Source organism: Pseudoalteromonas luteoviolacea (assembly GCF_001750165.1).
Taxonomy (GTDB): Bacteria; Pseudomonadota; Gammaproteobacteria; order Enterobacterales; family Alteromonadaceae; genus Pseudoalteromonas; species Pseudoalteromonas luteoviolacea_G.
Window position 1 is genome coordinate 3530294 of the sequence record NZ_CP015411.1, and the last position, 13254, is coordinate 3543547.

13 protein-coding genes and 1 pseudogene are annotated in these 13254 nt (G+C 41.7%); 3 read left to right on the forward strand and 11 right to left on the reverse strand.

From position 1 onward, the window contains the following. Positions 1-261 precede the first annotated feature (261 nt). A complete protein-coding gene (locus S4054249_RS14880; RefSeq protein ID WP_046356396.1) occupies positions 262-1170 on the reverse strand; it encodes a LysR family transcriptional regulator in 909 nt (302 codons plus the stop codon). Between the two features lie 117 nt (positions 1171-1287). Between S4054249_RS14880 and S4054249_RS14885 the strand changes: the two genes are divergently transcribed. Then, a complete protein-coding gene (locus tag S4054249_RS14885; RefSeq protein WP_052960985.1) occupies positions 1288-2070 on the forward strand; it encodes an FAD-binding oxidoreductase in 783 nt (260 codons plus the stop codon). Positions 2071-2205: 135 nt separating this feature from the next. On the opposite strand, the gene S4054249_RS14890 is transcribed toward S4054249_RS14885, so the two are convergent. The 6 genes from S4054249_RS14890 to S4054249_RS14915 form a co-directional block, all read right to left on the reverse strand. After that, positions 2206-2532: a YbaB/EbfC family nucleoid-associated protein gene (locus tag S4054249_RS14890; RefSeq protein ID WP_046356395.1), complete on the reverse strand. Its 327-nt coding sequence runs from the start codon at positions 2530-2532 to the stop codon at positions 2206-2208. A 59-nt stretch (positions 2533-2591) separates the two neighbouring features. Then, on the reverse strand, positions 2592-5120 hold the full coding sequence (gene dnaX, locus S4054249_RS14895) for a DNA polymerase III subunit gamma/tau (RefSeq protein ID WP_046356394.1): 2529 nt from the start codon (positions 5118-5120) through the stop codon (positions 2592-2594). A gap of 5 nt (positions 5121-5125) precedes the next feature. Beyond that, positions 5126-5671 (reverse strand): adenine phosphoribosyltransferase, encoded by a 546-nt coding sequence (gene apt, locus S4054249_RS14900; protein WP_046356393.1) that lies wholly within the window; start codon positions 5669-5671, stop codon positions 5126-5128. Between the two features lie 383 nt (positions 5672-6054). Further along, a complete protein-coding gene (locus S4054249_RS14905; RefSeq protein WP_046356392.1) occupies positions 6055-6825 on the reverse strand; it encodes an HvfC family RiPP maturation protein in 771 nt (256 codons plus the stop codon). Further along, positions 6825-7664 (reverse strand): HvfB family MNIO-type RiPP peptide maturase, encoded by an 840-nt coding sequence (locus tag S4054249_RS14910; RefSeq protein ID WP_046356391.1) that lies wholly within the window; start codon positions 7662-7664, stop codon positions 6825-6827. The genes S4054249_RS14905 and S4054249_RS14910 overlap by 1 nt, the downstream gene beginning before the upstream one ends. 46 nt (positions 7665-7710) lie before the next feature. Continuing rightward, complete coding sequence (locus tag S4054249_RS14915) at positions 7711-8124, reverse strand: HvfA family oxazolone/thioamide-modified RiPP metallophore (RefSeq protein WP_046356390.1); 414 nt, start codon at positions 8122-8124, stop codon at positions 7711-7713. 196 nt (positions 8125-8320) lie between these two features. Between S4054249_RS14915 and S4054249_RS14920 the strand changes: the two genes are divergently transcribed. Both S4054249_RS14920 and S4054249_RS14925 read left to right on the forward strand, forming a co-directional pair. Continuing rightward, positions 8321-9301, forward strand: a complete 981-nt coding sequence (locus tag S4054249_RS14920; protein ID WP_046356389.1) for a tRNA-dihydrouridine synthase — start codon at positions 8321-8323, stop codon at positions 9299-9301. Positions 9302-9345: 44 nt separating this feature from the next. Next, entirely contained in the window at positions 9346-9711 is a 366-nt protein-coding gene (locus tag S4054249_RS14925; RefSeq protein WP_046356388.1) for an RNA polymerase-binding protein DksA, read from the forward strand. Here the strand turns inward: S4054249_RS14925 and S4054249_RS14930 are convergent. The 4 genes and pseudogenes from S4054249_RS14930 to S4054249_RS14945 form a co-directional block, all read right to left on the reverse strand. Next, positions 9698-10717, reverse strand: coding sequence for a hypothetical protein (locus S4054249_RS14930; RefSeq protein ID WP_046356387.1), 1020 nt, complete (start codon positions 10715-10717; stop codon positions 9698-9700). The two genes, S4054249_RS14925 and S4054249_RS14930, sit on opposite strands and share 14 nt — an antisense overlap. 234 nt (positions 10718-10951) lie before the next feature. Further along, complete coding sequence (locus tag S4054249_RS14935; RefSeq protein ID WP_046356386.1) at positions 10952-12214, reverse strand: tetratricopeptide repeat protein; 1263 nt, start codon at positions 12212-12214, stop codon at positions 10952-10954. Between the two features lie 10 nt (positions 12215-12224). After that, positions 12225-12840: pseudogene (locus tag S4054249_RS14940) on the reverse strand (energy transducer TonB). Then, positions 12840-13244 carry an ExbD/TolR family protein gene (locus S4054249_RS14945; protein WP_023402250.1) on the reverse strand — a complete coding sequence of 135 codons (405 nt, stop codon included), beginning with the start codon at positions 13242-13244 and terminating at the stop codon, positions 12840-12842. The pseudogene S4054249_RS14940 and the gene S4054249_RS14945 overlap by 1 nt, the downstream one beginning before the upstream one ends. Positions 13245-13254: the final 10 nt, after the last annotated feature.

The window sequence follows — 13254 nt, forward strand, 5'->3', positions numbered from 1 at the left end:
TTGGTAATACTGTTTTATGAGCAAACTAATTGATTAATTAGTGTATTTATCGGGCAGTATTTCGAAGTGGCGTGTTATCACTGAAAACTGTTTTACTGAGTGATAGACCGCAGCCTAAGCGCACAGAAAAACACACGTTTAGGCCATTTATCATTTATTTAAAATAGGTAAAACGAATGCTTTAACCCTCTTGTGCATTTTATTTATGTAGACAAATAAAAAAACAACTTTAGCCATTAGGAAGTGCTAATGGCTGCTAATTTACTCAGGGCTGATTGCTGCAGGATGTTTGTAACTATGCGCCATTTTGATAAAAGCGCTGAGGTAATCAATATTACTATCCCCTTCTCGAGTACCTAAATAAATCTGCTTCGCGATGCCATTTTTACCTAAACGTACAACCGACAATGGTAGTTTTGTGCTGTACTCTTCAGCCAGCCAGCGCGGCAAGGCTGCAACCCCTCGACCGCATGCAACCATTTGCAACATGATATCGGTGGTTTCGACAGTTTTATGTTGCTTAGGGATCACTTGATCTGGGTTGAGGAACTGTGTGTAAATATCAAGGCGATCTTTTGATACTGGGTAGGTAAACAAAACTTGGTCTCTGAGATCTTCAGCTTGGGCAAATTTTTTAGCTGTTAATTCGTGATCTTTAGGAACGACGAGCACTTGTTCATAATCAAATACTGGCTCAAAGACTAAGCCACTTTTAAAGTAGGGATCAGGTGTTACCAGCAAATCTATTTCATAATCTAGCAAAGCCCCTACTCCGCCAAATTGGAATTTTTGTTTAACATCGACGTCAACACCCGGCCAAGTCTCTAAAAAAGGTGATACCACTTTTAACAGCCATTGATAGCAAGGGTGGCATTCCATACCGATCCGCAATGTACCGCGCTCGCCCATAGCGATTTGCTTAAGCCTTTCTTCAGCACCGCTTAATAGCGGAAGCGCACGATTTGCGATATTGAGTAAATAGTGGCCTGCTTGTGTTAGCCTTAAGCTTCTTCCGTCACGTACCCAAACAGCAGTACCGAGATTGTCTTCCAGTTTGCGCATTGTATGACTTAATGCTGATTGTGTTACACAGAGCTCTTTTGCCGCAGCAGTGAGAGATCCTTGCTGATGGACAGCATGAATGATACGAAGGTGGATACGTTCTAACATGTTTAATCATGAGTAAAATTAATAGATTGTTTATAATATATCATTTTCTCTCATCAATAAACTCACCTAAACTAGCATCAATTAAATAATCCATACGATTAAGTGTAAGTTTATAAAATGAAAAATGAAGTTAAAACATCCCCTGTCGCACATTATGACGTGTGTGTAACCAAGATCGAATCACTCAATAAACATACCTTTGAAATTGAGCTGTTAGCTCCAGAGGGAACAGTATTGAACTATAAGTCTGGGCAATATTTGAAGCTCGAACTGGATGTGAATAATGATGGTCAACCATTGTGGCTTTCATACACGATTTCTAGCCGTTTAGAAGCTGATAAACCAAATAGAGTCAGCTTAATTATCCAAGTTGTTAGTGACTTTTCAGGCAAAGTAGTTGACTGTTTGTTTGCTGCTAAAGCCAGTAACCAGCCAGTCAAGATCGTGCTTGCCATGGGCAAAGCATTTTTACAAACGAACCTTGATCAGCCTCATTTGTTTGTCGCCGCGGGCTCTGGCATATCCAAGATTAAGTGTATAACGGAAGAGATTTTGCATCGCGATCCTGATGCGAATATCAATATTTACTGGTCTAATCGTCATAGCGATGACTTTTTTCTTTTAGAACAGTTTCACAATTGGGCGACTACGCATAAAAACCTGAATTTCCATACAATTTTAGAGTCAGCTCAGCCGGGTTGGACAGGAAGAACAGGCTTTCTCTACGAAGTCATACAGCAAGACCATATCGATCTTAAAGAGACACATGCTTATTTATGTGGTTCGCCGCAGATGGTTTATGGCACGATTGACCAGCTCAACGCCTTAGGCTTAGAAGAACGAAATTGCTATTCAGATGTTTTTGAGTTTTCACCTAGAGCCGAAAAACTAGAAGCATAAATAAAGTCACTAAAACGCCTATCAAATACAAAAAGCTCAGGCATTTATTACCTGAGCTTTTTGTAGTTTTTGTCCCGCACTTCTCCCCCTGTGGGGATAAATAGAATAAAAACCTTTTAATTCATAGTGTTAAGCTTAGAAAGGCATTTTAAAGCCAGGCGGCATTTGCATTCCACCGGTTACATCAGACATGCGCTTTTGTGACTCTTCGCCTACACGGCGCACAGCATCATTTACCGCAGCTGCAAGTAAATCTTCAATCATGTCTTTGTCGTCTTCCATTAGACTTTCATCAATTTCTACACGACGAACATTGTGGCTACCAAGCATAGTTACTTTCACAAGACCAGCACCTGCTTCACCAGTTACTTCTAAGCTTTTGATTTCTTCTTGGGCTTTTTCCATGCGCTCTTGCATTTGCTGAGCTTGCTTCATGATATTGCCCATTCCACCTTTAAACATAGTGTACTCTCTTACTTCAATAATTTAATTGGTTAAAAGATAAAGTCTATTGTACTCAATTACAATGCCTTTACCGATTTTTCGTTTACCACCGCATCAAATTCAGCCACCATCGTCTGGATAATAGGGTCTGAATTGACGGCATCTACAGCTTCTAAATATCGCTGTTGATCAATATCTTGTTGTATTAAAAACGGAGTAGATTGCACCTGCTCAACAAACTCCATTTGCAGCTCTACCGGCTCGCTTAAGGCCAACGTAAATGACTGCTGTAATTTATCTCTAAGCATAGGCGAGTCTAAATGCTGCTGATTTTGCTCAGCCTTTAATACACACAGATTGCCCTTTTTCTCGTACATCGCATGCAAAGCGAACTGCCTAACGCGACCACTGAGCGCCATTTTCTCGATTAAGTTTGCCCAATCATCTTTTTCATATGCGAACTTCAAGCTGCTAATTGGGCTAGTAAAGTTTTCAGGCACAGGCATTTCAATTACATGCTCTTGCTCATCAACTTTTGCGGGAGTCGGTGATAGTTGCTCCAGTAACTCTGGCGCTAACTTACTCTCATCTTTCTTAAATCGCTCTGATATTTCAGGCTTTTTAGTTTTAGTGCGCGTTGGAATCGGAGTGTGAGGCTTTGTAGCGACTGGGGCTTGATCAGGTATTCTGGTTCCCTCTCCCTCAACTGGCAAGTTGTTTGGTGCCGGTTGCTCTACCCGTTGCTCGTAGGAAGGAGTTGGATTGTTTTTAGGAATGTGATTATCACTACTGGGCTTTTTTGGCGTTTCTTTGCCCCCTAATAACTTTCCTGCACCAGAAATCTGTCTATTTTGCAAAATTTTGGCGATGGCTGATTGCGCTTGCCCTTGCTTTTGCGCATAAAGTTGGCCTGGTGATGTATCAGCGTTCGCAGATACTTGAGCAGTGTTTTCAGGTAAGCCATTACTCTCTGGCGTAGGCTCGTTAAAGCCCTGTGCCGCAGCTTGCGCCATGATATCGTTATATTGTTGTTCATATTCAGGCGGTGTAGACCCCCCGCCTAAAGGGGCTCTATGAGGAGCTATTGGTGTAGTTGGCCGACCTGCTTCACTGTGAGATTCAGCGTGCTCTGATGCATGATGCAATGCGTTATGTATTGGTTCTGCCTGCGTAGCATGCGTAGGCGCACTATGCGGTGCATGATGTTCTGGTTCTGTCTGCGCCACGTGCGTCGTTGTACTAGACGGTGCATGATGTACAGTTTCTGCCTGCGCTACGTGCGTCGTTGTGCTATGCGGTGCATGCTGAACAGGTTCTGCCTGCATGGGTTGCGCCAATGCACTTTGCTGCGCAGTATTAGCTGGCCTAGCTTGAGGTTGAGCCAAGTGCGCTTCGGGTTCGCTATTTAACGTTTTTTTTTGGTTATTGTTTAATATGTCGCGCAACGCACCTGCTTTGGACTTTTTTTCTTGTGCTTGATGTACTTTAGTAGCAGCAGGGAGAACTCCGGTTTGTGAGAAGTCAGTGCCTTCAAAAGCAAGCAACCTAAGCATTACCATTTCAAAGCCTAACTTAGCATCAGGCGCCCAGCTTAAATCTTTTTTGCCGCTCAATAGCAACTGGTATAACATCTGGGCTGTTTGTGGTGAAATTTCTTCTGCCAGAGCCTTCACTTGTTGTTGATCAAATTGACCAACATGTGCAGCCTGTGGCACAAGTTGTGTCAATTGGATGATGTGTAATAGCGCTATTAAGTCATCAATGACACTAACAAAGTTACCATTTTTCAAAGCAATGTTTTCAACTTCTGCCATCAAAGCATTACCGTCTTGGCACAATACAGCACTCATGAGTAACATCGCATGTGCACTATCCATCAGGCCTAGCATCTGCTGTACTGCTGCTACAGTCAAATGCCCATTGGTTTGTGCAATTGCTTGATCGGTAAGGCTTAGTGCATCACGCATACTACCATCGGCAGCCTTAGCCAAAACACTTAACGCATCATCTTCAAATTGGAAGTTTTCTTTTGGTAATATTTTCGCCAGTTGTTCAACAATTTGACCTTTCGCCATCGCATTCAAATTAAACTGTAAACAGCGAGATAAAATCGTAATTGGTAACTTTTGTGGATCCGTCGTGGCCAGTAAAAACTTCACATGCTCTGGCGGCTCTTCTAACGTCTTGAGTAATGCGTTGAAACTGTGCTTCGACAGCATGTGTACTTCGTCAATTAAATAGACTTTGTAACGGCCTCGCGTTGGTGCATATTGGACGTTATCTAATATTTCCCTCGTATCTTCTACTTTGGTTCTTGATGCCGCATCAATCTCAATCAGATCGATGAATTTACCTGCCTCGATCTCTTCACAAGTACTGCACTGCCCACACGGGGTAGAAGATATACCTTGCTCACAATTCAAGCTTTTAGCAAAGATCCTAGCAATAGTCGTTTTGCCCACACCTCGGGTACCTGTAAACAAATAAGCATGATGTAACCTTTGCTCATTTAAGGCATTAATCAATGCCTGCTTTACATGTTCCTGACCCATCATTTCATGGAATGATTGAGGCCGCCACTTTCTTGCTAAGACCTGATAGCTCATTAATACTACTCGCCGTCGAATTCTACTAATTTTAGAATATTAATACCCAATGCAGCCACTCGCTCCTCACCACCAAGCTCAGGCAATGAAATAACAAAAGCAGCATCAGTTGCTTGACCACCTAGACGAGAAACTAACTTAGCAGTCGCTTCAATCGTACCACCGGTTGCCAACAAATCATCCACCAATAATACTTTATCACCCTCAGCAACTGCGTCCGTGTGAAGCTCTAGCGTATCTTCTCCGTATTCTAGTTGGTAAGACTGGCTGATCACTTCTCTTGGCAACTTACCAGGTTTGCGCACAGGAATAAAAGGAATCCCAAGCGCTAACGCTAGCGGTGCACCAAAAATAAACCCGCGAGACTCAGTGCCAATGATTTTGTCAAATCCTTGGTCCTTATATGCTGCTACAAACGCGTCCATCGTCGCTTGAAATGCTTCAGGGTTTGCAAGTAATGTAGTTACATCTCTAAACATAATGCCAGCTTTAGGATAATCAGGCACTGTTGCGATACTATCTTTGATCAAAGACAAATTTTGTTGTGTCATAATCGTTCAGTTATAAGGTTTATTTTAGAAAGGAGATGATTATAACAAGAAAGGATCGACTTTAAACTGGAATGGACAAAAATCGGAGAAAAAACGACTAAAGGTTTAATAAATGGGCCAAACTCGATGAATAAGTGACCCACTCATTATTCTTGTAACCCAATAATAATTTTGTTTAGAAGTTTAGCCACCTAAAGTAGCCCAGCCAAGGATCGCATTTAAACACCCAACGACCACAAAAAGCACTAAAAATGCTAAAAAGTACTTTAGACTGAATGGATCTTTACGTTCTGAATTAGACATGAAAGTTACCTTTTTAAGAGCCTTGACCCCATATGAAGAGCACAAGACGTTAGCACGAGCATGCGCTATTTTAGTGTAAGTCACGACCTCAACAAAGCTGAATTGTTCTTTTTATCTACAATGATACCTAACTCTGTAAATTGCTGAAGTGTCTGTAATGCACCCAGTAATAGTTGCTCAGCGCTAAACCCTGGGATCTGTTGAGCTATTTGCTCACTTAACTGTAAAATACTCACACCTGGGTTTTGTTCAATACTCGTCAATAACAAGCTCGTCATCGGGTTAAGAGCTATAAATTGCGTTTCGTCGTCATGGTCACGATAAACAACAAACCCATATGGCCCCCCTTCAGGCTCCGAAGGTTGAAAATCCGTTTGGATTTGGTGAACAGGAAAGGTATATTGAACACATTGTGCGACACTTGAAAGATACAAAGCATCATTTTCTTGGATCCGTTCATCACGAATTCTATCACTCGGCTCACGCTTTAAGATAGACACATTGAGTTCTACCCACTCATAATGCGCCAGCTCATACATAAATACAGGATCGTACTCCGTTGGCTGATACGTGTTTTCTAAAAAATGTAGAAACTCCTGACTTATCTCCAAAAAATATGGACTTTCACACGAATGCTGAGCAAAGAACTTTCTTACTAGACTATACCACTCACATTGATTATATAGGCTCTTTAATACCGGAAACGCTGAAGCAACGAAGCCCTCCACATTGTTAAAAAATAACTCTCTATAAATCTTCATCCTCCGCTCTTCAACATCTGAGGGTTTTGCAACATTATCTGGATCTTTAATGTGTGCCACAAATGAAGCCTGAACCTCCTGGAATGACATTAAGCAATCCCCTTTTTCGCATGTTGAAACGACGCTTGAATATGATGAATTTGCTGTACCTCTTCAAGTAAAATCTCATAAGGTGGAATGTTAAAATCACGTTCTAATAGTGTTGGGAAAACACCATGGATCTCATAGGCATTATGCAATAATTGCCAGACAGGATCACATACATCTGCACCATGTGTGTCAACGAGTAAATCTTTATCCTCCTCGTAGTGACCTGCAATATGCCCATATGCAATACGCTCTGAAGGAAGTGCAGCTAAAAATGCATTGGCATCGTATCCATGATTAATTGAATTTACATAGATATTGTTAACATCCAGCAATAAATCACAATCGGCCTCTTGTAAAACTGCTAAAGTAAACTCCAGCTCAGTGATATTTTGGCCTGGTGCAGCATAGTAAGACACATTTTCGACCGCAATACGTCGCTCAAGCCTGTCTTGCACCTCTGCAATTCGCTTGGCGGTATGTACAACGGCCTCTTCGGTAAATGGAATGGGCATCAAGTCATACATATGCCCATTACCCGAACAATAGCTGAGATGCTCGCTGTAGCACTTAATGTTATGTTGTGCAAAAAACGCTTTTAAGTTTGCAATAAACTCCGTATCAAGTGCATCTGTAGAGCCAAGTGATAATGATAAGCCGTGGCACACAAAGTTATGCTGATCGGTCAGTTTCGCGAATTGTGAACCAAACTTTCCTCCCAATGTCATCCAGTTTTCTGGTGCAACTTCATAAAAATCCACCAAATTAGAAGGTCGACGGAGTGCATCGTCTAACATCTCTCTACGAAGCCCTAAACCTACATTGCCAAAAGCTTGTTTCATTACCACTGCCTTAGTTCTCAATTTCTATATTAATCTAAAATTTAGATTAGTGGCTACCACCACATTTACCTTCACCGCATTTGCCTTCTTTATTTTTTGTGCTGCCGCCACATTTACCTTCGCCGCACTTACCTTCTTTGCTTTTAGCGCCACCACATTTACCTTCGCCGCATTTGCCTTCTTTGCTTTTAGCACCGCCGCACTTGCCCTCACCGCATTTGCCTTCTTTGCTTTTAGCGCCGCCACACTTACCTTCACCACATTTGCCTTCTTTACTTTTTGCATCACCGCCGCATTTCCCTTCACCACATTTGCCTTCACTCGCATCCAGCTGATAGCCAGCAGTTAAAACTTCATATGAAAATGGGTTTGCAGAAGCCTCACCAGAAGCCAATGCCGCAGTACTCGCAACAGCTGCACTCAAAGTTAGTGCTAGGGTATTTTTCTTTACTGTATTCATAATTATTTCTCTCAATCATTAATTCGGGTTCATTCAATAGACCCTATTACTTAAAAACAAATTTCAAAGTTTTTCTGTTTTGAGTGTAGAGCCACATGTCGTGGGTACTTAGAGTATGAGGAACAGATAAGATTTATATTAATAATTCGCTCCATCTCATATAGAATAGCCCGAATTTTACTTTGGTGCAGTACTGATGAAACTTATATTGGCCCCGATGGAGGGCGTTGTCGACTTTAAAATGCGTGAATTACTTACCGACCTTGGCGGATTCGATCTTTGCGTCACTGAGTTTGTGCGTGTGGTTGACCTAACTTTGCCAAGAAGAGTTTTCGTGCGCTATTGCCCAGAGCTACTAAACGGGGGGCTAACTCGATCAGGTACCCCCGTGAGAATACAATTGTTAGGTCAAGTACCCCATGTGCTTGCAGCAAACGCCAGAAAAGCCGTTAAGCTTGGCTCCCATGGTATTGATCTCAACTTTGGCTGCCCTGCAAAAACCGTCAATAAGAGCAAAGGCGGTGCGGTACTACTTAAAGAGCCTGAACAAATTTATCAAATTATTAAAGCTGTTCGCGAGGCCGTTCCTGAAGAGCATGTAGTCAGTGCCAAAATCCGATTAGGGTTTGATGATGATGCCAACAGCTGTGAAATCGTCGATGCCGTACAGAGTGCAGGCGCATCATCCTTAGCCATTCACGCAAGAACTAAGCGGGATGGTTATCGACCTCCAGCCTACTGGGAAAAAATCCCACCTCTACTGGAAAGACTGACTATACCTGTGGTTGCAAATGGTGAAATATGGCAAATAGAAGACGCTATTCGATGTCAGCAGCAAAGTCAGTGTCAAGACCTTATGTTAGGTCGCGGTGCACTTGCCACACCTGATCTAGCAGCAAAAATAAAGGCACATGTTCAGGCTCGAACCTATAAGCCATTAGACTGGCAAGAGGTTGTATATCATATTGTCAATTCTTCAATGCACCAAGACGAAAATGTCAGTGAGAAATACTTTTCAGCCAGAACAAAGCAATGGCTTGGTTATTTAAAATTGCAGTACCCTGAAGCACACGATTTATTTGAGGAAATAAAACGTCTAAAAGCAAAATCGGACGTCGTTACTGTATTACAGAAATATGCAAAATCTCCGTCACTTGATTCAAATCATAACATCTAACTGACTCTGCAATAGATAATGGGCATTCAGAGGAGAATCTGCCCATGAATGAAAATCTACTAAAGCAATGCCAAGTAAAATTGAAAGAGGAGCTTGTTCAAACACGAGCAAGCTTTGTTCAAGATTTGAGAACAAATACAAATCCAGTTATTTTAGAACTCGCAGAGGAATTAGAAAGTACTTCCCCTTCAGACTGGATTGATAGCATTAATGAAAAGATATGCCCAAACCAATTTCCCAGTTATCAAAGGCTCGTTCAAATTGAAGCGGCATTGTGCCAAATTGATATAGGACAATTTGGATTTTGCTGCGACTGTGAAAAAGAGATCGAAGATAAACTGTTAGAGCAAGATCCAGCGACACAGAGATGTTCTCAATGTTGTCCCAACAAAGTACTTATTGAAGTTTAAGTTGCTCTAAAAACACAAGAATTGTTGCGGGATAAAATACTATACTTTTCAGTAACGCATAGGCTTGCGCTTCATTCAGATTTAACCGAGTTTGTAACCTATGCATTGCTTGTTGCTGAGACCACGAAAACGCATGCACGCCCAAGTCAACCTCTGCTACGATGGCAGCAATCTTAAGCGTATCTTTATCTATCGAAAGCTGACATTGTGCAACTGTTTTGCGAATATCGATAAAGTGATCACGCCAATTAAGCCCCGGCGCATGCTCACAGCCTTCATCAAGTAGCATAAGAGCAGCAGGCTGTACTGACGAGGTAAGAAGCTGCTTATTAGGTGATATGTTTTTCGGCACGTCTGCTTTTACAGCGTTGAGCAAGCGAGTCAAGTCATGAGGTGTGCTTACATGACCCAAATAGTAATTTAATTTACTTTGATACCACTCCGTTCCATTGGGCAACTGAGACAAACCGATCCCAGAACGAGTGTTATATTGCTGCAAGAACACAGTCAGCGCTTCTTTTTCATCACTTTGATGCTTCGTCTCAGCCAGATATGCAAGCAACTGTTCTTTTTCTATTCTAGAAATCAGTATGTTACTATCCCTAGCACTTTCAAGCCTCTTTTGAGTACGATTTAACCATGCATCGACTTGTTGATAATTAAAGTGTTCCAAAGCTTTCTTTGCGATGTTCGACTGCATCGGCCAGCCTAAATATCGCTCTGGATAACGCTGTTGGATTGTCAAATAAGCCAATGTGTCCTTATCATTGGGTGCTATCTGACTTTGATCAAGTGTATTCAATAGTGAATTGCGACGGAACAAATATAATTCATCATAAGGCATGACCTTTTCAGCGCTTGCTATTGTGTTATCAAGCATGAACCAATTGAGGGCTTGAACCCGCTCCTTAAATTGCGCCAAATTAATCCGTTCACTTGGCTCACTGCAAGCACCTAAAAAAAGCCCACTCGCTAGCACAGCTATTACGCCACTAAGCCTCAACATATTATCTCCATACATATCATTTTATCTAAATTGGCTAATAATCTAACGTTAACCGTCATAACATTATTCATCACTTTATGAAAACAGAAACGAGTCAGACACTTAGTGTACCGCTCACCAACTCAGGATAAGTGTAAATATAGCCTGCAAGTGTACGCAAATTTATAAGGATAAACATGTTTTGAATCAAACTTTGGAAGAGGCAATAAAAAAGCCCCTTTCGGGGCTTTTAAATTAAAGACTGATGCCTTTACGCTGTGCTTTTTCTTTGATGAAAGATGCCCAGCTGCGAGCGAATCGGCGAGTCTTAGGATCTTCTTGAGCCTTCATAATCGCACGATATGCTTGCTTGTACTTTTCTTGATACAGATAAGCTTCGGCTAGGTCAGAGTAAATTGTACCCTTCTTTTTAGAGCCCAGCTCAAGAGCTTTGTTTAAACGAACGACCGCTGCAGCGTATTGAAGGTCTTGTAACAATAAGCTACCTGCCTTTCTATACAACTCTGGATCGTTTTCAAACTTAGCTGCTTCTTCATAGTACTTAGCTGCTTTATCAATGTTCTTCGCTTGGTGGAAGTAACTTGCTATTGCAGTCACATTTTGCTTTGTACGCTCAATGTGTTTGTTTTTGATCGCCTTTTCAAACGTAATAGCCGCTTTATAAGGGATCTCATTCAAAGAATAGTAACTACCAAGAATCTTGTAGTGGTTCTCTTTGTCGAAATAGCCTTTCTCATATGCAATTTCCATCACAGTTTGACCTTTACGGTACTGTTCTGTCTGCATATAGAATGAACCTAGTTGAGTCCAAACTTGCTTATCTTCAGGGAAGATTTTGACAAGTGTTTCAGCAACACTAACTGCATTCTTATACTGTTTTAGTTCAAAGTACGAACCAATTTTCAGCATATAATACGATTTGTTAGGTTCTTCTTCATTTAAGGTAATCGCTTGGTCAGCAGGCTCAATTACATCAGCAAACTTTTTAAGCTCATAGTTTGCCTGTGCAATACGACCATAAACTTTAGGGTCTTGTTCACCTGTAAAGTCCATCCAGTCGTAATAAGTCTTTTTAGCGCCTTCGTACTGCTCAGTACCTATTAATAGGTCACCAAGTAACTTTAATAGATCAGCATGATCTTTAAAGTTAAGTACATCTGGTGCTACTGCTTGACGAATATATTTGATAGCCGTCTTATACTCTTCTTTCTGAGCATAAAGGTTACCTAAATAACGATTAACCGTCGCTTTATCAAAATCGTCAGATGCATCGATTTCAAGAAGTAAAGTGATTGCTTCATCCACTTTATCTTCGTTGTAAAGGTCAAAAGCTTTGATGACCTTTTTACCAACGCGCTCACCCATGACTTTTGTCTTTGCATTTTTACGCTCTTCGATCTTTGCTGGATCTGGCGCTGCAAACGCTGCGGTGCTTAACGCACCGCCAGCTAATGACATCATCAGAGCAAGAGCTGTTGCTTTTGACATTTGCTTCATATCTTACTCCTTAGTCCTGGTTAAGGTTGAAATCAAGTTGAACCTGAATACCAAATTGTTTCTGAGGTTTACCATCAACAATTTTTGGTCTGTATTTCCACTTACGAAGCGCACGTTGCGCTTCACGGTTGAAAATACGTTTTGGTTCAGCTGCAATAATTTTAATATCTTCTACACCACCTAGCTCATTGATAGTAAATTCAAGCTGTACCCAGCCTTCTTTACCATCACGTGCTGCTTGTGGTGGATACTTAGGTTCAATACGAACGATAGGTGTTGCATCACCGTCACGACCGAAATCACCCGGGCCACTTAGGCCACCCTGCCGTACCACCAATACTGATGCTAGGCATGTTAAAACCGATTGCGCCTGCAGCAGGATTTGACGTCTCTGGCTGTGGCGGCTGCGGTTTAGGCGGCTGCTTTGGCGGTGGAGGAGGTGGAGGCGGTACACGCTTCCTCTCCTGCACATCTGATTCAGGCGGATTCGACATAATCTCGACTATGATCTCTTCCTTCTGGTTGTCTGCCCTTTCAGCTCCACCGGAGATAAGGTAAGACATGAAGAAAAATAAGCCGAAAGTTACTGCCCCACCTGCTAGAAGTGAAAACAGAAATCGAATCATTACTTAGCTCCAGCTATTGAAATCTTCAGTCCGTCATCAGTTGCCTTAATTTGGTCCATTACCTTCACAACAACACCGTGTTTAGCACCTTTATCCGCTTGGATAATGACAGTTTCAGTTTGTTGTTCAGCTAATAGATTTTCAAGGTTAGCGCTTACACGCTCAACATCGACCTGACGCTTGTCCATCCAAATCTCACCGTTTTCACGGATAGCGATAAAGATGTTTGCATTTTTCTTAGTTTGAGCCTGTGCAGCTTTTGGCTTTTTAACTTCAATGCCTGCCTCTTTAACAAAAGAGGTAGTTACGATGAAGAAAATCAACATGATGAATACGATGTCAAGCATCGGCGTCATATCTACTGCTGCTTCTTCTTCTTCACGAAAACGCTGTTTACGTGCCATATTTATATCT